Genomic DNA, 24298 nt, shown 5'->3' on the forward strand with positions numbered 1-24298 from the left:
ATGCTGTCTATTGCCAATCATTCATTTCGTTCACGGTTACTTACCGGTACAGGTAAATTCAGTAGCCCTGATATTTTGCAAACGGCCATAGAAGTAAGCGAAAGCCAGTTGGTTACCCTGGCTCTAAAACGCATCAATATGACCAAAGACAATACCGACCCCACATTGTCGGTGCTGCGCAAATTAGCGGTAACCTTGCTGCCCAATACCTCCGGCGCGGCCAACGCCGACGAAGCCATTTATGCCGCCCGGCTCGCCCGAGAACTGCTTGGCACTTCCTGGTTAAAGTTAGAAATTCATCCTGATCAGCGCTATTTGCTGCCCGACCCCATCGAAACCCTCAAAGCCGCAGAAGTGCTGGTAAAAGATGGGTTTCATGTGTTGCCCTATTGCAGTGCTGACCCGGTTTTGTGTCGTCGCTTACAGGATGCCGGCTGCGCTGCGGTAATGCCCCTTGGCGCCCCCATTGGCTCGAATCAGGGCCTGCGCACCATCGACTTTCTGCGCATTATTATTGAGCAGGCAACGGTGCCGGTAATTATTGATGCCGGAATAGGTAAACCCAGCGATGCTTGTGCCGCGATGGAACTGGGGGCCGACGCGGTTTTGGTTAACACTGCCATCGCCACCGCCCGCGAGCCCGCCAACATGGCCTATGCCTTTGCCCGTGCTGTAGAGTGTGGTCGTCATGCGTTTTTAGCGGGGTTGCCAAGTGAACGCGCCACGGCACAAGCCTCTAGCCCAATCACCCAATTTTTAGGCGCCTTATCATGACAGTTGCCAAACAATTGCTAGCGCAAAACTGGGATGACATTCGCCTGAAGCTATACAGTAAAACCCCACAGGACGTAGAAAACGCGTTGTCGGCCGTAAAGCCCTCATGGGAAGATTTTTTGGCGCTAATATCGCCAGCGGCCGAGCCGCAACTTGAACCCCTGGCTCAAAGAGCCAGCGCCCTCACCCGTCAACGTTTTGGAAATACAGTATCCCTATTTGTGCCTTTGTATTTATCTAATTTATGCGCCAACGAATGCACTTACTGCGGATTTACCATGAGCAACCGTATTAAGCGCTCCATACTCAACCAAGAAGCCGTTGCCAAAGAAGTGGCCGCCATTAAAGCCATGGGCTTTGATTCCGTTTTGCTGGTGACCGGTGAGCATGAAACCAAAGCAGGCATGGCCTATTTTCGTGACATTTTACCGGAGATTACGCCGCACTTTAGTTTTGTTGCCATGGAAGTTCAGCCCCTTGATACCCACGACTACCGTACTTTAAAGCAACTGGGCGTTAACAGCGTGTTGGTGTATCAGGAAACCTATCATCCACAACGCTACGCCCATTATCATTTACGGGGGAACAAACAGGATTTTGCCTATCGGCTGCACACCCCAGACAGGCTGGGCGAAGCCGGCATGAGAAAAATTGGCTTAGGCGCGCTGCTGGGGCTATCAGACTGGCGTACCGACAGTGCCTTTACCGCCTTGCACAGTCAGTTGGTGCAAAACACCTACTGGCAAAGCCGAGTGTCGGTGTCGTTCCCCCGTATTCGCCCGTGTAGCGGTGGTGGCATTGCGGCTGCCAGCGCCATTACCGACAAACAACTGGTACAGTTAATTTGTGCATACCGTCTGTTTTTACCCGATGCGGAACTGAGTTTATCTACCCGGGAGAGCCCGTGGTTTCGCGATAATGTGGTGCCCTTGGCCATTACGACCATGTCGGCGGCGTCGCAAACCCAGCCGGGCGGATATAGCGAGCCTTCTGCGGCGTTAGCGCAATTTTCAACAGAAGACACCCGCAGTGTGGATGAAGTAACCCGTGCCATCACCCATAACGGCTTGGAACCTGTATGGCGCGATTGGCTTCCGGGCTTCGGCGGCTGCGTATAAAACCCTGATAACACGCCGTTTAGCGCATTTAACATTGTTATGCCACAAAAGAAGAGGCTACACTTAGACTACACCTGTTGCACTACCAATAAGCAATAGCAAAGTTAGCCTATGGCGCTAATGAACAGCCCATAAATTTAAAGTGGTAACTATGGACAAACGCCCTACCATTAACGATGTGGCGCGCCTTTCTGGTGTGTCAAAACGCACTGTATCACGGGTAATTAACGGTACAGGCAGTGTTGGCGCCCAAACACTCACTAAAGTTCAGGAAATAATAGACCAATTAGGCTTTTCCCCTGACAAACAGGCGCGTGGACTAGCGGCGAGTCGTTCCTATTTGCTGGGGTTGGTGTATGACAATCCTAATTCACTGTACATCGACCAGGTACAACGTGGCGTAGTTAACGTGTCTTCAGACAAAGGCTACGAGCTGGTGGTGCACCCATGTAATTACAATACGCCAGAGTTTGTGGAAAACTGCCTAAACTTTGTAAAACGCTCGAACATAGACGGTTTAATACTGTTACCGCCGGTTTCTGAGAGCAAGACGTTAGCCAACGCGTTAAAACTAAACAACATTCATTATGTCAGCATGACCTGTGTAAAGCTGGATGATCCAGAACACATTGTTGTGTCGGATGATCGCGCCGCTGTAGGCGAACTTGCACGCTACCTGGTGTCGCTAGGACATACCGACATCGCGGTAATTAGCGGGCCAAACAACTACTACTCTTCCGTGGAACGACTGGAGGGATTTCGCGACACTTTAAAGCACTTGGGAATACCCCTACCGGATAATCGGGTTGTAACCGGCAATAACTATTACGAAAGTGGGCTGCGCTGTGGCCGCGCGTTACTTAGCCAGGATAAACCGCCTGCGGTAATTTTTGCCAATAATGACGAAATGGCGGCTGGGGTACTAAAAATTGCCTACGAACTGGGCATTCGCGTACCAGAAGACTTATGTGTAGCTGGCTTTGACGATGACCTGTGGGCATCACGAGTTATACCGCCTTTAACCACAGTAAGACGCCCCGTTACCGCCATGGCAAAACTGGCAACAAAGAAGCTACTGGGCATGATAGAAAACAACCCAGGTTACGATGCCAAAGAGTTTTTGGTGAAGCCTTCGTTGATTGTGCGTAGCTCGACCCGTAAGCCTGATTTGGGGTAGTTTACGCTAAACTGAAAATCACTTTACATAACTGGTAAAAGTGGCACTGGCCTTGCACTATCGATGTGCAGTTTTAAACACTTTATTTAGTTTTAGTTCTGAAGGCGGTGAAAGTAATATTTGCACTAGGTGTTTTATCGTTAGAAATCAAGAAGTACAATGGTTTCGCTGTGAATTAAACGCAAATACGGTATAGTTGTGCGTTGGTGCAACAGCACTACTATGGTGATTCACGGAGTTGTCACGTAGTAAAAGTAGAATACCAATAGTTTTCTCACCTTATCTTTATAGTACTTGGTAGATACCAAAGGATGGTTACTGATGATACCGAATATTAAGCTTTTTAATTCAACCAGTCTAAATCCAATTATTACGTCTATTAATTTCCAGTGAAACTCTGTCTGCAGAAGATTGCGCACGTAAAAGGTTAGGAAGATTTTAAATTATGAAGAAAGTTCTAGCGATAGCATCCGGAGGCGGGCATTGGAAACAGCTCATATTAATAAGCAAGGCATTTGAAGGATGTGACACTAGATTCGTTACTACGATTGAAGGACTTCCCGAAGAAGAGGGAATAAAAAAATATAATATCGTGAGGGATTCTAACCTCAACGAAAAAATTAATCTTATTGTTACGTTTTTTCAAGTACTCAAAATAGTAATAACGTTTAGACCGAACGTTATAGTGACAACCGGTGCAGCGCCTGGTCTTCTAGCCATGATGGTTGGTAGGCTACTGATGACCAAGACAATATGGATTGACAGTATTGCAAATGGGGAAGAGCTTTCATTAGGCGGAAGAATTTCGAAGAAAATTGCTCATCACGTCTTCACACAGTGGGAGCACTTAGCAGATGGCGAAAACGTAAAACACGAAGGTTCTGTATTTTGAAACAAGTATTTGTCACAACCGGTACTCAATTACCATTCGATAGATTACTAGACATGGTTGATGAATGGGCAGGCCAAAACCCGCAAGTAAAGGTCGTAGCCCAATCCAACGACGTTGTAAAATACAGTAATTTTACAACTAAAAGCCTACTCCCCCCTAACGAATATAAAAGTTTTGTTTCGTCTAGCGATGTCATTATTGGCCACGCAGGAATCGGCACAATTATTACGGCCCATGAATATAATCTACCACTTGTAATCATGCCACGGAAATACGAACTTGGGGAACATCGTAACGATCATCAGGTAGCCACAGCCGAAAAATTTAAAGATCTTGAGGGAATATATGTCGTTACAACAAAAGATGAGTTATACGCAATATTAGGACGGAGCAACCTCCCTCCGTGCAAAAGGAAAGATCTTCCTAACAGAGAAAGACTAGTCAAAAATATAAAGCACCTTATACACCTATAACGCTAGAGATTGAAATTGAATAAACCTCTACTTGTAATAGCAAACCTGTACCCGACTGAAGAAAGGCCCTTCTTTGGTACGTTTGTTAAAAACACTTCAATCGATCTTGAAAGCAAGGGTATTCAGGTTGACAGAATTGTTTTGCCGCAATTTGGCAAAGGTTTTTTAGCCTATTTAAAATTCTATTTAAGCTGCTTCCTAAAGCTAACAAGTTTTGAAGGTATCGTATATGTCCACTATGTAAGCCACAGCATACTAGGTGTACTTGCAGCACGGATAGTGAATAAAAAATTTAAAGTTGTCTTACATTATCATGGGAGTGATGCTTTTCCAGAATCTTATGAAGGCTCCTTTCGAAGACGAATAAAGCGAGCTATATGCAAAAAATCAAACAAACTAGCCTCTTTATTTGTAGTACCTTCCAATTATTTTAGGAGAAAAATATCATCTTCTTATCGAATACCGAAGAGTATGATTATTATTTCACCCTCAGGCGGCATTGACTTAGATGTATTTTATCCCTCAAAAGGAAATGTAAAGATGAGTTCGAATGAACTTACCTATCTATTCGCTAGCAGGTTTGTACCGGGAAAGGGAAGTATGCAAGCAGCTCAAACAGCGGTTGAGGTAGCGAAGGAAAATCCCAATGTGAACTTTAGGTTTGTGGGTGATGGCCCAGAAAAACCTGAAATAGAAAAGCTATTGAGTAACTTAGTAGCCCAGGGCCGGTGTGAGATAAAGCCTTCATTACCCCAAAACCAGTTAGCTGATGAATTTAGAAAAGCCGACTTTTTCATGTTTCCTTCTGTCCGTGAAGGAGAATCACTTGGCTTAGTTGTTATAGAGGCCATGGCTTGTGGCGCTATACCACTTGCCATCAGGCAAGGAGCCATAGATGAAATAATTGGTGAATGTCCCATCGTAACCTGCGATGAACAACAAAATTTCTCCAGCTTAGTTGCCTCTACTGCCGGATTTTCGAAAGAAACTATTACTGAATTGAGAAACCGGTTTATTGACCGTTCCTTAAACTATAACCGCGAAATCGTCGTTGAGCATCTCGTTGACGAATTTAATAAACTATAGGGAATTGTCGAGAATGGAACCGAATTTTTTTATTATTGCAGGAAGTGAAAAATGTGGAACGACTTCCCTATTTCAATATCTAGCAGACAGCAAATTATTTAATATTTCTATTCAAAAAGAAACTGACTACTTTAGGAAGTCTGTAACGCCGACAATAGAGAGTTACATTGAGGAATTCTCTGCGTCTGACCTAAACAAATTTTTTTTAGAGGCGTCGCCTGGTTACCTAACAGACAGCGAAATTGTTGCAGATAAAATTAAAAACACCTTAACAAATCACCACCTATTCTTCTGCCTAAGAGATCCAACAGACCGGTTCATATCGAGCTATAATTTTCGAAAAAGTCGACTCTACATTCCGACAGAAATGTCCCTAGACGACTACTTTGAGCAGTGCTGTTTATTCGAGCAAGGGAAAGAAACAGACGATAGACTTGATGACTGGAGTTTACGAACCTTAGACGGAGGGAACTACTTCAAGCACCTAACTAATTTCGAAAGAAGCGGTATTAAATTTACCATCATACCATTCAACGATTTGGCGAAGAATCCTAGGGGCATACTAGGATCAATATTACGCCTTGCGAATATAACGTCAGATTTTTTCGACCAATATTCCTTTGAAAAAAATAATGTGACAATTGGATTTAAGAATAAAACACTACAGAGAATAGCTCTCAAGGTAAATAAGAAACTAGAATATTTTTGGGTGAAAAATCCAAAGGTAAAAAAATCAGCACTCAATTTATATAGGATGCTAAATGGGAAAAAAGCTCCTAGAAAAAACATAGAAGATCCCGTTTATAGTAAGATAAAAGAATACTATAAAAAAGATTATGAAATGTACAACAAAGACTTACTTCCAAAATACCGTATAAATATCAGTGATTAGTTCTATTACATGGAAATCAAATGGATATCGTAGCACTAAAAAGCAGTAGTCGTAGTTTAAATACCAAAAGTCTTATTGATAGGCTTTTGTATACGTATTTCATACTACTGATGGCTATTGAAACGATAAACGGTTTTGCCACGTACAAAGGGCTTTTCTTTATAAATGACTTAGTCGTTGCAGGAAAACTGTTTATAAGCATATTGTCTTTTACTTTTATCGCTCTGAATTCAGAAAAAATACTGTCGCGAGCAATGATACTGATTTCCATTATTTTCACTCAAATATTCTTTCATCATCTACTCTCCTTTGACGAAGACTTAAGAACTGTAAACGTAGCACTTAAAATATTTTTTAACTTTTTTTCCGTCTATTACATCCTACATGTTCTCTCTAACTGGGATGACGGGTATAAAAATGTAAAAAGAATTATCCTAATTAACTTCTGCGTAATAACGTTTAATGTCTATCTTGGTGGCGCGGGAATCGGTTTTGAAAATTACAAGGCGGCCGATAACACTGCAATCGGTGGTACAGGGTACTTAGCTGCTGGGAATGAAGTCAGTATTGCGTTACTTCTTGCCTATTCAGCAATGTTAATCTTTTACAAGCATTCACCTTTAAAACTTGCCCTTATTATAGCTGTGGCATCCATCGCTAGTTTATTAGTATTGAGTAAGGTTACGTTGCTTGGTATCTCTCTAGTCACCATTGTATTTTTCTTCTTCTTGAACAAAAGCTTATTTATGCTTTTCATTGCCATAGCTAGCACGTCACTACTTCTAACCTATTCCTCATGGATAGTCTATTTCCAGTTGGCAATTAACCGGTGGACGTACTTAATCCGAAGCTACGGAATCGAAGCATTTATCTTAGGCGGAAACAAGAGGGTTACATATATAAGTGATTATTTATCTAACTTAGCCGAAAACCCTATAATTTTGCTATCTGGAGTAGGCTGGACTGGCAATCCTGAAAACAACCTATTCGATTTGATAGAAGCATTTGGTGTGATTGGAATAGTACTATTTCTCCTATTTTCTTTTATTTTGCTAAGACCATCACATTTAATTCTGGCTCATTTCGATTCACAACTTGATAAAGCTGTATTTAAAACACATGCAATCACCAGCTTTCTAGCACTAGCAATCATGTTATTAGCAGGACATGCAATTCAGTCAAGTATGATTGCTCCTTTCGTTGGCTGTTTCTATGCTAGCAGCTTTTTATCTACCTTGAGCGATAGAAGCAGAAGCATTTCTAAGCGGAGCTTAAAATGAAGTATAAATATATTATAGGAACTGGTTGGTGGTGTACTCAAAACGATACACGGTTAGATAAATTTCTTAATGGTGAAGATTTTATTCGTAGCGCTGAGTTTCATTCCCTTTGGGCCGAGTCAATCGTAAAGAACACCTCTCCTACCAGTGTTGTGGTTATTGACAGTGCAAGCCCCATAAAAGCCAAATGGGATTGTACGCTTTTACCCTATCAAATAATCTCTCTGAACAAAAATGCAGGCCATGCTACTAACCTTAAAAACGACCTCTTTTGTGGCTGGACAAGTTCCGTCCTCCTTAGCGCAGAATACGCATCACTATGCGACTGCGATTACTATGTCTATGTAGAACAAGATGCGTTGCTTCACGGCGAAGGGATAATAGAACATTGCATCTCTACAATGGGGGATGCCGCTTATCTATTTGGAAGGTCTGATAACAACGTTCAACCTTTACAACAATCATTTTTCATCATTCGTAAAGACGCACTAAATAAGTTTATTTGTCGGCTAAGAAGCATTAAGTATTCGGATAAAGATATAAGCCCTGAAGTAAAATTCGCAGTCGCTACTTCGCCATTATTATTTTCCCTACCTCATATATTGTACGTACAAAAGAGTTCTTTAATGGGAAAAGTAAAAAGACGAATAGTGACAAAGCTTCTCAAACTATTCGGCAAATATTCTTATTTACCTGTTGGGTATGGTCGTTCTCGTCCTATAGACTTTGATGATGACTACTTTTACTTTCAACATGGTAGCGCGGAAGAGCTAGAAAAATACAATACTGTGGCGGAACAAAAATAAGATGAAGAAATTTCGTCTTCTATCCTTTTCCTTTTTGCTCAATATACTGTTTGGCTTTGGCTATGCGGTGATAATCTCTCGACTACTAGGCGTCGAATCTAGAGGGGTTGTTTACGCTTATCAGCTACCTTCTTTGTTTATCGCAACTATTGTTTACTCTATTTTTTCTCAGCCAATTTTTGAATACACAGGCAAAATTTCCGCGGGTAAGACAACTTTACACCCCATCGTATATTCTTTGGTCACCGCAACGGTCATTGCCTTTATTGTTTCCTATTTATACGATTTTTTTAGTCAGTCGAGTCTCGACCTGTTGTATTTCAACTTACTGATTATTACCCAAGGCATAAACCTGTTTTTTATCGGCTTAGCTAGGTTCAACAGTTCTAAAAAGCGCTATATCTTCAGTTCAATAACCACACCAGCATGCCTATTTTTGGTAACGTTTTCCGCCTTTTTGTATTTTGGGTATCTGAATGAGGATCTGACCTTGGCGCTTATTGCTGTTTCCTATTCCCTATCGACGGCAGCGATACTACTAACTATCTCCAACCAAGTTGAAATATCATTTCAAAAAAAACAGTTTAGTATCAAGCAGTTTACCTCTCGCTTAATGTCGATTTTTATACACAAATCGCTCAATGTTGTATCTAACTATATCGATAAGCTCATCATTGTTAGCTTTTTCTCAAGCACAACGGTTGGGTTAATCGCGACGTGCATGACGTTAGAGTCAGTCTCTTCGAAGTTATACAACATGATGGCAAACTATCAACTTAATAACGTCTCAAACAAACGAGCAAAAAGACGAGATACAAAGATTCTCTACTTAGCCGGGGCAGTAATAGGCCTTGGAGGTGTAGGTATCGCCTATCTTTTTGGCGCACTCATTATCGAATTGATGTTTGGAAATGAGTTCGTAGATGCTGCTCAGTTCTTATGGATCATAATAGCTACCTCTGTCGCAAATGGGATTACATGGTTAATTAGCCAAGATTGGCTGTTACAAAAATCCTATAGGAAAATATATTTACGTCAGACACTCGGCCTCGCAGTTATCGCTATTGGATTACTACTTATCCAAGTAATAGGGAAGGACGTACAGTTTTTCTTACTTACAGTATTCATCTCTGTAGTGGCCAAGCTCATATATACTGTTATCAGAAAGAAGTCTGAAAGCAAAGAACAAACTATTTTTTAAGGATCTGCTCTTGAAGATTTTGGATCGACTGCCCCATGACACTAGAAGATATCTATTTTCTAAAATAAACAAGAAGCGGTTTCAAAGAATGCAATCTAAGCGGCTGAAGCATGATGATAAAGGCTACTCTTTTGCCCCCTTTGACAAATCACGCAGTATTTTTGTACACGTTCCAAAAGCCGCTGGCGTTTCCTTAACAAATGCATTTTTTGGCAGTTTAGCCGGTGGTCATCTCACGCTATCAGACTACCAACTAGTGTTTTCCAAACAAGATTTTGACAACTACTTTAAATTTTCATTTGTACGCAATCCTTGGGGTAGAGTTTTTTCTGCCTATAGTTTCTTAAAAAAAGGTGGAATGAGCGCCGCGGACCAAGATTGGTCCTCTAGGCATTTAACGAAATACAAAGATTTCAATGATTTCATTAAGAATGGACTGATTGATCCTGAGTTGCGTAAATGGATACATTTTATCCCCCAATCTGATTTCCTCTATCTCGCTTCAGGTAAAACCTTAGGCGTGGATTTTGTAGGTCGCTTCGAAAATATCCAAGAGGATTTTTCATATATTGCCAACAAGTTAGGCATAGCCAATACCGCTTTGGAACACCGTAACGCTACGGGTTCATCGATAGCACATTACAAAGACGAATACGATGATGAATCTATTCGCATAGTAAAGGAAATATATTCTGAAGATGTCCGAAATTTCGGTTATACCTTCGATTAGCATTTAGGAGTCTTAGCAATGGATATAGCATTAAAAAACGCCCTTAAAAGTATACATAACACGCTAAACCCGAATCGCTATATTAATAGTAGTAAGAGACTGCAGAATATCGCCATGTTCCACACGGGTAGATGCGGCAGTACAGTGCTTGGCAAATTACTAAAACAAAACTCAAATATTCATTGGGATGGAGAAATATTCGAAGGATTGATGTGTGAAAATAGGACAAGCCTACCGAGTACAACACTAAAAAATGCTATCGACTACAGCCGCAACAAAAAGCGTTCTAGCATCTATGGTTTTGAAACCAAGTATTTACCGCAACAGCATCTCTCAACCAGTTGTCTGAACTTGTCACTTGAAGACTATATTAAGAGACTACAGGATTTAAACTTCAATCGATTTATTATCTTGAAAAGAGAGAATTACCTGAGACGCGCAATCTCCTCTTATGTAGGTCGGCAAAGCGGGACTTGGCATTCCAACAAAAATACCGAGCAACCACCCGGCATCACATTGGATCTTGAGAATTTTCAAACAGGCTTTTCACGTCAACCACTTCTTGAACACTTCAAGACTATGGACGACGAATATGCTCGTCTTCTCGAATTGCTAGGTGAAAATGCATTGGTGATTTCTTATGAAGAAGATATCGAAATCAATCCTATAGCTTGCTACGAGAAGGTATGTGCATTTTTTGAAATTCCAGCAGAAAGCGTAAAAATCAGCATAAAGAAAACTAACCCATTTGGTTATGACGAGTTGTTAACCAATTTTGAATCGGTTAAGCAGCTATTAGTAAATACAAAGTATGAGTGGATGCTTGAAAGCTGAAAATAGAAGGCTGCTGTTACATTGTTTTCGCAGCCTCCACCAATACAGATTGGATTTGTTATGACTGATAAATCAAAGTATTTTATCTGTTTTAATAAACTTAAATTTAGATGTAGGTGCTTCGATAAGCTTGAACGAAACAACAGATAACCCTGTTGCGAAAATCAATACGAGCCATGCTTCATATGAGTCCGTAAAATCTATTCGTCTAAATAGTTTTATAAATGTAATATGTAGCAGGTATAGACTAAAGCTAATCGCGCCAAAGAACCTTAGAATCCTCGAACTAAATAGGTCATTGAGAACACCTGTGGTATTAGCTGCGCATAACAATATAAAAGACCATAGCACTGTAAATAATATAAATTGCTTTTGGAAATGCGTATTATGAACTTCGTAAAAAAGCGAGCTAAAAACCTTGGGAGTAAGCAATACAATACCCAATATTCCTATAATACTTAAGATCTTTAATAGAGATTCAAACCTTCCCTTTTCGCTAGAAATTTTCACATGTATAAGCGCACATAAATTTCCTATAAGGAAAATTGGCAGATAGGGGAGTAAACTATTCTGAAAAAACGCCTTTGCCAATTGCATGTTCCGGCCCATTCCGATCACCCATTTCGGTTCAATCCGATCACTGGTTTCGGTCTAATCCGATCGCCCATTTCGGCGTTATCCGGTCAAAAATGACGTTTTTCCGAAATCACTGATCGGAATCCCGAAATCTTCTTCTTTTTCCCACTAAATCAATTGGTAAGCTCTTCTTCATCATTTTATTGAAGGAACGAGCAGCCATGGCGAGAAAGAGAACCGATATGAGAAAGATTAAAGACGTCCTGCGTCTCAAATTCGAAGTAGGATTAAGCCATCGAGACATCGGCCAATGCCTAAGTCTCGGCCCTTCGACCGTGAGCGAAGTTCTCTCACGCTTTAAATCCAGTGAGTTATCGTGGCCGTTACCGGAAGCAATAAACGACAAAACGCTCGAAGCGCAGTTGTATAACACTGGGCCCGTTCAGCGCCAAAAACGGCTGCCTGACTTTATGCTTATGCAGCAAGAGTTGAAGCGCAAAGGCATGACCAAGCTGTTGCTGTGGGAAGAGTATTGCGCCGAGGATAGTGCGTCAGCCTACGGTTACACGCAGTTCTGCGAGCATTATCAGCGGTGGCTTAAAAAGCAGAAGCGCAGTATGCGTCAGCATCACATCGCGGGCGACAAGTTGTTTATTGACTACTGCGGGCCGACTGTACCCATCGTTAACCCCGATACAGGCGAGGTACGTTATCACGCACAAATTTTCGTTGCGACCTTAGGCGCAACCAACTACACCTATGTTGAAGCCGGCCGCTCACAACGTGAAGAAGACTGGATAATGGCGCACGTAAGAACGTTCCGCTACCTTGGCGGTGCCCCCCGTTTGCTTGTGCCAGATAACCTGAAATCGGCCGTTACCAAAGCCCACCGCTACGCGCCTACGCTGAATGAAAACTACGCCAAAATGGCGCGGCATTACGGCTGCGCCATTGTACCTGCGCGACCTTACAAACCAAAGGATAAAGCCAAAGCAGAAAATGCGGTACTGATTGTTGAACGCTGGATATTAATGCGGTTACGTCGAGAGTGCTTCTACACCTTAGCGGGTCTGAATGCACGCATCAACGTGTTAATGGAAGAGTTAAATAATCGGCCACAACGCTTACATCCAGGCTCTCGCAAAGCGCAGTTTGAACTGCTCGATAAGCCAGCCTTAATGTCACTGCCTGGCACCATGTATGAGTACATCGACAGTAAACGGGCGAAGGTGGGCCCTGATTACCATGTGCTGTATCAAAAACACGCTTACTCTGTACCACACACTTTAGTGGGCAACACGGTGACCATCGAAGCAAGTGGCAGCGTGGTCAGTATCTATCATCACAATCAACTGGTGACACAGCACGCTAAATCAGCAAAAGGCGGCGGCTTCTCAACCCAAAAAGAACACATGCCGGACAGCCACGTAAAACAGCGCTTCAGTGCTGAACGTTTACTGCACTGGGCTGAGAATATCGGTGTGGGTACGCGCGGTGTCGTGCAGTGGCACATTCATAGTCGTAAACATCCTGAGCAAGCGATTAAAAGCTGCCTAGCCATTTTAAATCTCACTAAACAGCATGGTGCCGCGCGGCTTGAAGCCGCTTGTCAGAAGGCATTACTGCTAGAACGCCCGCACAGAAGCGTTGTAATGAACTTACTCAAACATCATCAAGAAAGCATACCGAGCACCGCTGTTGAGCACGATGAACAGCCTGTTACCCACAACAATATCCGCGGCCAACATTACTATCAATAGGACAACCCATGACACAATCGCAATTACAAGAACAACTGCGTAGCTTACGACTTGGGCACTTCGCTCAAGCGTTACAGCAACAACAAAGCCAAGCGACAACCTACGACGACATGAGCTTCGAAGAGCGCTTGGGGTTACTGGCACAGCATGAAATCCACTGTCGTCAAGACAGCAAAGTGAAGCGTCTAGTGCGCCAGGCAACCTTACGCTTAGAGGCTCACGCCAACCGATTGGAATATCGCGCAGAGCGCGATCTACGCAAAGATAAAGTCGCCACACTGTTGAGCGGCCAATACTTACATCATGCCCATAATATTATCGTTACTGGTGCAACGGGGTGCGGTAAAACGTACTTCGCATGTGCTTTAGCCAGACAAGCCTGTGAACAACATCATACAGTGCGATATTACCGACTTGGGCAACTTCTTGATGAGCTGAATATCGGCCACGCCGATGGCAGTTACCGACAGCAGCTTGCACAACTCGCCAAGAAAAAGCTGCTCATCCTAGACGACTGGGGAATGGAAAAACTGAGCGCAAGACAGGCTAATGACTTACTCGATGTAATGGAAGAGCGGTATCAAAACACCAGCACCATTATCGCTAGCCAGTTACCTGTTACCGAATGGTACAAACTCATCAGTAACCCCACTGTGGCAGATGCATTACTCGATCGTTTACTGCATAACAGTCATCGAATTGAATTGGCTGGCGAATCGATGAGAAAACTAGACCAATCCGATCACTTAAGGTAAAACTGGCAAGGACGAAAAAGAAGAAGAAAAAGTGATCGGATAAAACCGAAACGACCGATCGGATTCACCGAAATACGCACCAATAATGTGACATGTGTTTTGAAGTAAATATATTTTTCCCTTTCTCTAACAATGGAATAGTTAATAAGAAAGAACTTAGAAGAAAAAATAAATATACACCTGATTTACCCATCCCTTCAAATCTTAAAAATGGTAAAAAATACATCCCTGCATTGCTTGCATGACTAGCGACAACAATTAATGCTGCTAGCCCCCTTAATCCATCTAAAGAGTCCATCTGAAATTTTTTATTTGAAATGTTACGACCTAGCATTAATTTTCCTTAAACGGCAAGCTAAGAACTCATATCTTTGTAAATATCAGGTTATCCCAATAAACTTGAATATATTTTTGTCGATAAACCATATAGTTGATAAAACGATAACTAGTATAAAGCTTAATGGGATTCAGATTACTTAATCCATCAGGATTAGGATTGTCAGGGTGGTGAGTCCAATTTGTTACATCAAAAACCGTGTGTTCCACTTTCTGATCATCGACAAGTTTTAACGAAAAGTGCCCGGTTTCTTTATCTCCCTCTTTCATTGCGTACTTCAGGGTAAACCATTTTCCAAAGGGAATTTGAACACTCTCATTTTTCTCATGCCAAATATTACCTTGCCATTTAGAATCGAGTTCCTCCCGTTTTATTTGGGATCTGACTTCAAAAACTAATGGTGAACCTTTCGAACTGTCTTTCTTAACGATGTTCACGCTTATTCTAAAAGGGTATTCGGCGGACCATCCGTTATTGTTCCACCACTCTGATATAGTAAAGAAGTTTAGTTCACCAGGATATTCAGTAAGTAAACGCATCTCTTCGGGAAGGTACATATCAACTTGATACTCTATTTGCTTGCTGTTTTCTAAATCATAAGCATTAAGTTGAATTCTGCCTTTTTGATCATTACAGCAATTCGCTTCGTTAACGGTGAACTTAAGTACCTTATTGGTGGGATCTTGCGGGTCCACGGTTATTTTGGCATTTCTTTTTAGCCAATCGCCGCCGAGATACTGAATATTCAGTTCGCCAATTTGCGAATCATCAGTTTCTTTAGCAATATAAGCTGGAAGTTGTTTGCTACCTTCAGCATCAAAGTATGTATAAAGTGGAACATTCTCAAAATCTATTTTCACTTCAGAATGCACGTCACCGTTTACTAGCAATAAAAATAATAGATATACTAATTTTAATTTCATTATAAACCCTATACTTTAAAATCACGAAATTAACTCCAAAAAGATTCAATTCCTTGAATGAAATATGGAATGAAAAAAATTACTAAGTTATTATTTTTATATTGAAAAAACAGTAAGCTTAACGAAATAAAGCTACTGCTCTTAAAACTAAACAAATATGCTATTTATTTAGAGAAATAATGCAACATATGCTTTAGATAGATACTAGAACTGTCCGTAAGGAGGTATCGCCCCATCTGCTGATAAAACTTATTCAAGAAAAGGTTATCTGATAGTGATTTTTCACTTATCTTTAATAAAAAAGAGAGATAACTCTTAATTTTATAAACTGGCATATTAAAACAATCTATATCAGGTCTTATATCTTCTAAATTCTCAATAAGGTAAGCCAATCCTGAAGCAATATTCCAATTAACAGCATCTAGATACAAACTCGATGTATCTATTGTTCGATTATCAAAAATTGTTATAGTATCTAGTAAATTATAACTAAAAAATGATAAGTCTTTAGTGCTATGAATAACATTATGCAAGATCATATGCTCAGAACTTAACACCCTAACATTTTCATTATGATAGTAAGGATGTACTTTGCTATCCAGCCACAATTTTTTTTCATCCACCGTAAATAAATCAGGATGTGCTAAATAATAGTGCAAATCGACGTGAGGATATAATCTATTGTTAAATAAATAGGTATCTTCATAGAGCCCGTGAAATTTTCTTTTCCTCGAAGGCTCAAATATCTGCATCCGTTCACCCAATATCTTATTCGCTTTTGCCCTGAATTTAGACTCAATTAAAATATCGATATCAGAACAGAATCTTGGGTAATTAACCGGGTAAAGATTATTGTTAAACGCCATCCCTTTTAGCAAAATTATGGGGATGTTTTCCTCATTGAGATATGATGCAACCATTTCCAAAGCTTGTTCACGCATCTTCTGCGAGGCAACGGCATCAAAGACAATTTTCTTAAAGTTTTTCCTCAGGCTAACAGGTAACTTCGACTCTGGTAGTCTAAGTAAATGAAAAGCTAATACCGGGCTAATTTTATAGAAATCTGCAGACCAGCGCGTAGTTATCGATAAATAGTCTATAAAAGCATTATCCAACAACTTCGACTCTGGCTCCCTGCAAAACCTTATGGCTTTAAAGAGGTTATCTTTTCTTCTATCCATTAGGCGACTACGCAAAAAATTGGCATATTAAAACTGCTTTGAAACAGCTGAAAAAACAGTGAGCAATCGCTATCCTTTCTCAAATCCATAATAGCTATCTTGATAGTAGTGTTCACCGTAATAACTCATTTTCTGTTCAGATGCCTGCGTTAATACAGTACCGTTAATTTTAGCTCCGACTTTTTCTAATCTATGGATAGCTTCTTTCGCCATTTTTTCTTTCGTACTTTCAGCCCTTACAGCAACGATACTGCAGTCCACTATTTTTGCTAATAAGCATGAATCACTAACGGGCAAAGTAGGTGGGCTATCAATCACAATATGCGAATATGTATCTTTCAGAGTATCTAATAAAGAAAGAAACGCTTGTGATGCAATAATTTCCATTGGATTTGGAGGTATAGTGCCACAAGTTAATACATCTAAATTATCGACGCCTTCAACCTTAGCTATTGCATCTTCGAGTAACGCATCACCTACGATAATGTCGCTAACCCCCTTAGTTACCTTTAACCCTAGCTTTTTGCTAACCGTAGGTTTTCGTAAATCCAATTCCAAAAGTAATGTCTTATCTAATTGGCTAAACGCTACAGCAAGGTTGATCGCTAAAGTTGTTTTACCTTCTGAACCAGAGGTAGAAGTTATTAAAATTGTCTTTGGTGGTTCACCAATATTAGAGAACATGATTCCAGTACGAATAGTATTTATAGATTCAGCAAACGTCGTTCGAGAATCTTCAATATACTGTCTTTCCGGTGCAACTTTGTTTTTAGCACGTTTAACTAAAGGTGTTATTCCTAAGGATGGGAGTCCTAACTTGTCTTCTGTATGATCTGGGGTGATAAAAGTATTGGTCATTAATTCTTTGAGCAATGCTGTGGTCAAACCAACAATCACACCAGCTAATATTGAAGCAATTAATATTAGTGGGACTCTAGGTTTTATTGGGTATTTGGGCACAGTTGCTTCGTCGATAATACTTACGTTAGACCCGTCATAGTTCCCTGATACGTCTGTTTCCATCAGTTTCCCAAGAAATGATTCATAAATCATACGGTTATTTTCAACTTCCCGCTCCAACCTTGTAAGTTCAAAGTTATCTCCTTGGTAGGATTGCATCTGCTGCTTGGTGTCATCAATAAGCTGTCGTATATTTTTAACCTGGGTTTGAGCTAACCGATATTCCTTTTCTATGTTATCAACGATCTTGTTGATTTCTTTAGATAGGTTTAATTTTGCAGCCACCAACTCCGATCGTGCTGCAATCATTTTAGGATGTTTTTCACCGTATCGTTCACTTAATTCTTTAACTTTATTAGCTAGTGTTGACTCTTCTCTTACTAAATCTCTAACCGAACTACTATCGAGTACAGGCCCTAAAGATTCATAATCCCCAGATTGCTTCTGAACTTGAAAATATAATTCTTCTGCCTGTGACAGTCTCGTTTGAGCCTTAATTAATTCAGAATTTAAACTCGTCAGTTGTGAGCTGGCCAACCTCTGTTGCTGAGTAGAATCAACCAATCCACTGTTTTCTCTAAACAACTTGAGACGTTGTTCCGATTCCTGTAATCGCTCCTTTAATTTTGCCAACTGTTCACTTAGCCATTCAGAAGTTTCTTCAATACGCTCTAGCCGAGTTTGTAGACCGAATGCTACGTATGCATTTGCAACGGAATTGACGACCTTAGCGGCGTAATTAGGATCGGGAGATTCAAAAGCGATATTAATAATCTGACTTTGCGTACCACCGTCTACTATCAATTGACTACGAATGGAGTCGGCCAAAAGCGTGCTAATATCACTGTCTGATAATTCTTCTTTTTCTACTACTGGAAGATCTAATATTTCCTTAAACCAAGCCTTAAAATTATCAATAAAGGTATCTTCATATTCATATTCAGCAAGACGCTGGGATTCTTTAAATGAACTAACCAAATCTAACTTTTCGACGACGTTTTCCGCTACCTTGCGTGATTGAATGATCTCGTATTGTGTCTCGTAGAACAAAAACACCATTGAGTTCATCATATATTGATCTGAAGATGTTGCGTTGGGCTGGATGGGATCTGCTTTTATTTTTGCGGTAGCGCTATAAATTGGGGTGCTAAAATAGACCGTTACTAGGCCTATAGCAAAGAAAATGATGGTTGATAGAATGATGGTCCATTTACGCCTTCTGACCATTTTTACATAGTGTAATAAATCGATACCTGCATCTTCGGCTACTTTCATACCTGATTCATTAGTTTGTGTTCCATTAAATGAAGATAAAGAAGACATTTATTGTGAGTCCTTTCTAAAAGAAGCTTTCTGATACAGTAATTACATCACCAGGCGAAACTCTGTAACTCATCTCAACAGCATTGATGGTTTGCCCAGTACTTTCCTTTACAATACTTATTTTGTTTCGTGCAGCGCGTTCTGTAAATCCACCCGCCAATGCAATTGCGCGTTGGACCGTTAACCCTTCTCTGTAGCTGTACCCTCCTGGCTTGTTAACTTCACCATCTACATAAAACTGCCTATATGTGGTTATAGACACCGATATATTCGGTTTCTTAAGGTAGTCCCCCAAATATAGGTCGTGTATCTTTTTCTCTAGCTCGGTAACGGTCAGCCCGTCTACCTTAATTTGCCCTAATAATGGCATGGATATCGTACCTGTAGACGATACACGCACATTATCGAGGCTAAGATCTGGCTCATCAAAAACATCAACAGACAACTCATCATCTGGGGCAAGGTGGTAGTCTCTATTTTCTTGCGACCACACCGGGTTAGATACAAATATCATCAGGCAAAAAGACAAAATAATATGTGCGAAGCGTATATCCATAATTAGCTCCAAATGCTTTATTTGTATTAATTAATCTAAAGTTAATTTAAAAGTCGCTTTAATAGTCCGACTAGTAAATATAGCCGCATCGATGTTGGAGTCTCTATTTTCATAGGTAGCAGCAATACCCACCTCAATAAGTCTATTCAAGCTATGCTTTAGCGAAAGAGTAGCTGCATATCCGTTGTCTTCTCTACCGGTACTCGTCAGCAACTCATCATCGGTGTAACGCACCATACCGTATAATTTAGTGTAATCAGTGAAACTATGGTCAAGCTCAAGAGAATAGAGACTTCTTAAAAAGCCTCCAGTATCTTCCAACGAAGAGTCTAAAGTAAGACGGCGTGCCTTAAGCTTCCATGTCGTGTAGGTAGAAGGAAGCCATTTCAATTCAGCTTCGTAGCTTAAGCCATCTGAATCTATTGCTTGCTCAAGATCGTAGTCTCTTTTTTGATAACCAACTTTTACTTCACCGGAAATTAAATTAGTAATATCCCAAGCTAGACCGGTCCGTACCACGATATTGTCATTGTCTCTTTCGAACTCGTCCGTCACCTCATCATAATCAGCAGTGGTATAAATGGCCTCTGTAACTATTCGGGTAGTTGCGCCAATTCTGTAGTAGAAACGCCCGGTGTACCTGTTTTCGATCCTGTCGCGATAATCTTGGTCGTTATTTCGAAAATCTGTCGTGGTATTTCGGTAGGCAAATGTTAAACGCCCTTGACTATCTTCCCGACCATAATCAACTTTGAAATCACCATAATATCTGTCGAAAATCGTAAACTCGGTAAAGTCATTAAAAATTCGATCTGTGTCCCAAGGCTCTTCATGTTGCCGAATGTAGCCTGCTGAAATCACAGTATTAAGATTATAAGAGTGGTCAAAAATCCCTCTTAAATCCAAACGGTGGTCGTTATAATTCACTTCACTGTGATCGGAATAGAGCGAGTATAAACCTTCATATTCGCCGACAAACTTATGCTTGCCATATAACCCAGTAAGACTTAATTCTGGTTTTAGTTGAATAAACGCATCACTTTTTTCATACTCTTCAGATGTTCTGAGAATATTATCGTCGTATCCAACCAGCGTTGTAGCCTCAGCAAGAAAACCTGTTGGTTCAAGCTTAGTTTGTGCCAGTGAGGGTGAGCTGATCGCAGTGAGCAAAGTAGCGGCTATAAAAATATTATTTTTTTTACACATTCCCAAAACTTCCATTAATCCTTTCCGCCTCCATTGCTGTAACCAATGAGAGTCACTTATTTCCAGCCGAATTACTAGTGCGACATTAAAAATCAGCCTAATAATCAGCCATTTTATGCGAGATACCTACCCTTATTCAGAAGCAGCTTTCTCTACAAACAAAAATCACCAACATTATCAATAACTTGTGAGTTTTAATAGCAAATTACTTGTTTATGTAGCTAACAGGTTTCATAAAATATCGTTGCAACGTACCGTTGCGTTCAAGCCAAAACAAAACCTAAGCTACATCGAATCAAGGTAATATGCACTTTTCTTACCATCTAATAAAAAAAGAATTTAGATCGCAAATTCTAAGCACTTAATCTTACATTAATATGATTATACTTGGTACAGGTGATATTCGAGCCCAAACTACACGAACTCAAATTCAATATCTAATAACTTTTACTCTCTTGCCACAGCTCAGACAGACCCAAACTAGACCCATCCCAAAGAATACGTCACACTGTCGCCTTTCGTTTTATAGGGATCTCAACATGTCTTTCAGTGTTAATAGTTACTTCGATGATAAAGTAAAATCCATCGCTTTCGAATCGGCCAATGGCCCCTGCACTTCTGGTGTTATGCAACCAGGTGAATATCAGTTTGGCACAACCCAACATGAACTCATGAAGGTAGTAGAAGGCGAACTAGTCGTTAAACTCCCCGGCGAAGATGAATGGAAGTCATATAAAACCGGTACGTCATTCACAGTTGATGCCAACCAGTCATTCGACGTTAAAGTTTCTACGCCTACCGCCTATTTGTGTTTTTATAGCTAACACGCCGTCTTTTAAAGCCTGCACCAGGGGTTTGTTGAACTAATCTGGTGCAGTCATATGCACCAAATAATCACAATTTTAACTTTTATTTTAAATAAGAGTAGACAACCCCAACACACGTAGGTATAGTTATCAGGCTTTAGATATTAAAGCGCTTTCTACTACTGCTCTGTTTTCTCTACTCCCTTTTTTAAGTCGAATAGATATACATTTGCTCTACTAGGTAAGTTCTATCTATTTCTATCTATAGCTTTTCCGGTGTTTATGCACCACAACTATATTTATATTTAAAAAAGGTTTTATTATGTCTGATCAAGTAAACGGCACAGTTAAATGGTTCAACGAAGACAAAGGTTTCGGTTTCTTAACGCCTAGCAACGGTGGAAAAGACGTTTTCGTACATTTCCGCTCAATCGTTTCTGACGGTTTCAAAACGTTATCTGAAGGCCAATCAGTGTCTTTCGTTATCGAACAAGGCCAAAAAGGCCCTCAAGCAAGCAACGTTCAAGTTATCTAATTTGACGTGCTGCTAAAAAAAGCCGGACTTAGTCCCGGCTTTTTTTTGGTCTAAAATTCCTCTAGGGTCGTATTTACGCTGTCGTTCAAAGACAGGTAAACATCATGCCCGACACCACACCATCTAGTCCGCTGTCATCCCTAAGTTCCGATCTCCTTACCCACTTACCCGATGTGGCCTTGGGTTTGGCTATTTTTGTTGTGCTTATTTTTATTGCCTCTCCGGTTGCCTCATTTGTTTTAAAGCCTTTTCATTTTATGACGGCTAGCCCACTGCTACGTTCTGTGATGCGCCGTACAGTCAGCATTTTTATTATTTTATTGGGCGCATACATCTTTTTGAAAATGGCAGGGCTTACCGAGTTTGCCGTCGCCATTGTTAGCGGTACGGGCCTTATCGGCTTGATATTGGGGTTTGCCTTTCGTGACATCGCCGAAAATTTTATTTCCAGCTTATTGCTGACTGTTCAGCGGCCCTTTCGCATTGGCGATGTGGTCGAAATTACCGGTTACACCGGCGTTGTGCAAAAAGTCACCTCTCGGGCCACTACGCTAGTTGATTTTGACGGTAATCACATACAGCTGCCCAATGCCACCGTGTACAAAGGCATTATAAAAAACTTAACCGCTAACCCTAACATGCGCGGTCATTTTGTCATTGGTGTGGGTTACGACAATGCCATTGCCGATGTGCGACAACTGGCTATTACGCTATTGCAGGATCACCCGCACGTATTAACCACACCCGAACCCATGGTGCTTATTGATAACCTGGGCTCGTCTACCATCAATCTAAAAGTGTATTTTTGGATAAACGTAGAGGCATCCAGTGTACTGAAAATGGCATCATCACTCATGCGTTTGCTCACAGAAGCCTACCTGAATGCTGGAGTTTCTATGCCCGATGATGCCCGTGAAGTGGTTTTCCCCGAAGGAATAACTGTAAACGACCCAAAAAACACACCGGTTGTGCCTGCCAATACCACCAAACCAGCGCCTAAGCGCCCGGCACAAGAGCACAATCTTCAAGAAGATGTGACCAGTGACAATGACGATATTCGCCGTCAGGCCGAACAGTCACGAGATCCGGAAGACGGCACAAACATTCTTAAATAGCATAAAAAATCCCGCGCCAAAACGACGCGGGAAAAGGTCTGAATGATGAGCTAAACAGACCTGAGGGACTGGTTATTACTTCGCTTGTTATTCGCCCATTAGCGAAGTAATTTGATTAATGTTCTGCCAAGGCGCACATTCAACGCGCCTGCCGCCACCGCTTCCGCCGAGTTTTCCATAACTCTTGCGGCTAACGAACCGGTGATCTGATTAGCCAGTTCATCGGTGGCCATATCAAATAAACTTTGTGCGGCTAAATTCTGCGCCAACACTTTAAACAATCGCCAACTTCCTGCGGTGCCAGGCCTTAAGCCAAATACCCGGGCAATGCGGCGAATGGTACGAAAACTGATCCAGCTAATGGCCAACGTCTGTATTAAGTGGTTAGGGCTAATAAACGCCAAGCTGCCACTTACCACCGCTTCTTTACGAAGAATTTCCTCGGCTTTTTTTGTTACTGGGGTAGCCACCAACCGTTCGTATAGCTCGGTAATATCCTGCACCGACATGTCACTGTTAACAGCTTGTTGATAGTTTTTATAACACCTTGCTGCATAACTGTCTTTACCAAATCGACTGGCATGACGTTCTACGCATTGTTTTACGTGGTTTACATCGGTATCCTCTGCCAGCGCTGCAACGTTTAATGGGGCATCCACATAGGCTTCCACCGCGCGAAAGCCTAACCATTCACGTACTATCAGTGCCAACAGCGATAAAATAAAGCCGCCCAGCAATACGCCCAATATACTGGATGCCACCGGATGGTCGCTAAACTGCACAACCACCTCCTGTAGTGCATTAAACACCATAAAGCCAATAATCGATAGACCACCAAACAGTATAGTTACTATTTTCAAAGATAATCCGCGCTGACCATCCACATCCCATTCCGTCGTATCCGGTTTTTCGGGCATGGTTTCGGTCGGCGCACTCTGGTGTAGTGGCGTTTCGGTAATACGCGACCGATAACGGGGTTCGTCTTGTTCCGTATTTTGCATA

Annotated in this window: 25 protein-coding genes; 17 read left to right on the plus strand and 8 right to left on the minus strand. The window is 41.2% G+C overall.

From position 1 onward, the window contains the following. The 12 genes from V5298_RS01690 to V5298_RS01745 all read left to right on the plus strand — a co-directional run bounded on the left by V5298_RS01690 (nt 1) and on the right by V5298_RS01745 (nt 11263). Nucleotides 1-774: a thiazole synthase gene (locus V5298_RS01690; RefSeq protein WP_332929731.1), complete on the plus strand. Its 774-nt coding sequence runs from the start codon at nt 1-3 to the stop codon at nt 772-774. Next, nucleotides 771-1892 (plus strand): 2-iminoacetate synthase ThiH, encoded by a 1122-nt coding sequence (thiH, locus tag V5298_RS01695; RefSeq protein WP_332929732.1) that lies wholly within the window; start codon nt 771-773, stop codon nt 1890-1892. The genes V5298_RS01690 and thiH overlap by 4 nt, the downstream gene beginning before the upstream one ends. Nucleotides 1893-2043: 151 nt before the next feature. Beyond that, entirely contained in the window at nt 2044-3069 is a 1026-nt protein-coding gene (locus V5298_RS01700) for a LacI family DNA-binding transcriptional regulator (RefSeq protein WP_332929733.1), read from the plus strand. 445 nt (nt 3070-3514) lie between these two features. After that, nucleotides 3515-3961, plus strand: a complete 447-nt coding sequence (locus V5298_RS01705; RefSeq protein WP_332929734.1) for a hypothetical protein — start codon at nt 3515-3517, stop codon at nt 3959-3961. Further along, entirely contained in the window at nt 3958-4434 is a 477-nt protein-coding gene (locus V5298_RS01710) for a glycosyltransferase (protein WP_332929735.1), read from the plus strand. The genes V5298_RS01705 and V5298_RS01710 overlap by 4 nt, the downstream gene beginning before the upstream one ends. 15 nt (nt 4435-4449) lie before the next feature. Next, nucleotides 4450-5520, plus strand: a complete 1071-nt coding sequence (locus V5298_RS01715; protein ID WP_332929736.1) for a glycosyltransferase family 4 protein — start codon at nt 4450-4452, stop codon at nt 5518-5520. A gap of 13 nt (nt 5521-5533) precedes the next feature. Then, a complete protein-coding gene (locus V5298_RS01720) occupies nt 5534-6412 on the plus strand; it encodes a sulfotransferase domain-containing protein (protein WP_332929737.1) in 879 nt (292 codons plus the stop codon). Between the two features lie 20 nt (nt 6413-6432). After that, complete coding sequence (locus V5298_RS01725; protein WP_332929738.1) at nt 6433-7692, plus strand: hypothetical protein; 1260 nt, start codon at nt 6433-6435, stop codon at nt 7690-7692. Further along, on the plus strand, nt 7689-8498 hold the full coding sequence (locus V5298_RS01730) for a hypothetical protein (protein WP_332929739.1): 810 nt from the start codon (nt 7689-7691) through the stop codon (nt 8496-8498). The genes V5298_RS01725 and V5298_RS01730 overlap by 4 nt, the downstream gene beginning before the upstream one ends. Before the next feature lies 1 nt (nt 8499). Continuing rightward, nucleotides 8500-9699: a hypothetical protein gene (locus V5298_RS01735; RefSeq protein WP_332929740.1), complete on the plus strand. Its 1200-nt coding sequence runs from the start codon at nt 8500-8502 to the stop codon at nt 9697-9699. 10 nt (nt 9700-9709) lie between these two features. Then, complete coding sequence (locus tag V5298_RS01740) at nt 9710-10429, plus strand: sulfotransferase family protein (RefSeq protein WP_332929741.1); 720 nt, start codon at nt 9710-9712, stop codon at nt 10427-10429. A gap of 18 nt (nt 10430-10447) precedes the next feature. Beyond that, the gene (locus V5298_RS01745) at nt 10448-11263 is read left to right on the plus strand and encodes a hypothetical protein (protein WP_332929742.1); all 816 of its coding nucleotides are present in this window, start codon (nt 10448-10450) and stop codon (nt 11261-11263) included. A 72-nt stretch (nt 11264-11335) separates the two neighbouring features. On the opposite strand, the gene V5298_RS21010 is transcribed toward V5298_RS01745, so the two are convergent. Further along, entirely contained in the window at nt 11336-11872 is a 537-nt protein-coding gene (locus V5298_RS21010) for an acyltransferase family protein (protein WP_416351133.1), read from the minus strand. Between the two features lie 188 nt (nt 11873-12060). Here V5298_RS21010 and istA point away from each other — a divergent pair, with 188 nt between their 5' ends. Continuing rightward, complete coding sequence (gene istA, locus V5298_RS01750) at nt 12061-13599, plus strand: IS21 family transposase (protein ID WP_416351134.1); 1539 nt, start codon at nt 12061-12063, stop codon at nt 13597-13599. A gap of 8 nt (nt 13600-13607) precedes the next feature. Beyond that, nucleotides 13608-14354: an IS21-like element helper ATPase IstB gene (istB, locus tag V5298_RS01755; protein ID WP_332929744.1), complete on the plus strand. Its 747-nt coding sequence runs from the start codon at nt 13608-13610 to the stop codon at nt 14352-14354. A 64-nt stretch (nt 14355-14418) separates the two neighbouring features. Here the strand turns inward: istB and V5298_RS01760 are convergent, their stop codons facing one another. The 6 genes from V5298_RS01760 to V5298_RS01785 all read right to left on the minus strand — a co-directional run bounded on the left by V5298_RS01760 (nt 14419) and on the right by V5298_RS01785 (nt 20855). Continuing rightward, the gene (locus V5298_RS01760; RefSeq protein WP_332929745.1) at nt 14419-14688 is read right to left on the minus strand and encodes an acyltransferase family protein; all 270 of its coding nucleotides are present in this window, start codon (nt 14686-14688) and stop codon (nt 14419-14421) included. Between the two features lie 29 nt (nt 14689-14717). Next, on the minus strand, nt 14718-15614 hold the full coding sequence (locus V5298_RS01765; protein ID WP_332929746.1) for a hypothetical protein: 897 nt from the start codon (nt 15612-15614) through the stop codon (nt 14718-14720). 164 nt (nt 15615-15778) lie between these two features. Next, the gene (locus tag V5298_RS01770; protein ID WP_332929747.1) at nt 15779-16795 is read right to left on the minus strand and encodes a nucleotidyltransferase family protein; all 1017 of its coding nucleotides are present in this window, start codon (nt 16793-16795) and stop codon (nt 15779-15781) included. Nucleotides 16796-16864: 69 nt separating this feature from the next. Next, nucleotides 16865-19078, minus strand: coding sequence for a polysaccharide biosynthesis tyrosine autokinase (locus V5298_RS01775; RefSeq protein WP_332929748.1), 2214 nt, complete (start codon nt 19076-19078; stop codon nt 16865-16867). A gap of 16 nt (nt 19079-19094) precedes the next feature. Beyond that, the gene (locus V5298_RS01780) at nt 19095-19634 is read right to left on the minus strand and encodes a polysaccharide biosynthesis/export family protein (RefSeq protein ID WP_332929749.1); all 540 of its coding nucleotides are present in this window, start codon (nt 19632-19634) and stop codon (nt 19095-19097) included. Between the two features lie 30 nt (nt 19635-19664). Then, nucleotides 19665-20855, minus strand: coding sequence for an outer membrane beta-barrel protein (locus V5298_RS01785; RefSeq protein WP_332929750.1), 1191 nt, complete (start codon nt 20853-20855; stop codon nt 19665-19667). Nucleotides 20856-21379: 524 nt separating this feature from the next. On the opposite strand from V5298_RS01785, the gene V5298_RS01790 reads away from it, so the two are divergent. The 3 genes from V5298_RS01790 to V5298_RS01800 all read left to right on the plus strand — a co-directional run bounded on the left by V5298_RS01790 (nt 21380) and on the right by V5298_RS01800 (nt 23296). Then, nucleotides 21380-21664, plus strand: a complete 285-nt coding sequence (locus V5298_RS01790; protein ID WP_332929751.1) for a pyrimidine/purine nucleoside phosphorylase — start codon at nt 21380-21382, stop codon at nt 21662-21664. 304 nt (nt 21665-21968) lie between these two features. Then, nucleotides 21969-22181 carry a transcription antiterminator/RNA stability regulator CspE gene (gene cspE / locus V5298_RS01795; protein WP_216030889.1) on the plus strand — a complete coding sequence of 71 codons (213 nt, stop codon included), beginning with the start codon at nt 21969-21971 and terminating at the stop codon, nt 22179-22181. Between the two features lie 104 nt (nt 22182-22285). Then, entirely contained in the window at nt 22286-23296 is a 1011-nt protein-coding gene (locus V5298_RS01800; RefSeq protein ID WP_332929752.1) for a mechanosensitive ion channel family protein, read from the plus strand. A gap of 98 nt (nt 23297-23394) precedes the next feature. Here the strand turns inward: V5298_RS01800 and V5298_RS01805 are convergent. Next, nucleotides 23395-24298: YcjF family protein (locus tag V5298_RS01805; protein ID WP_332929753.1), on the minus strand; the 904-nt coding region annotated here is incomplete at its 5' end.

Source organism: Alteromonas sp. 14N.309.X.WAT.G.H12 (assembly GCF_036697315.1).
GTDB lineage: Bacteria > Pseudomonadota > Gammaproteobacteria > Enterobacterales > Alteromonadaceae > Alteromonas.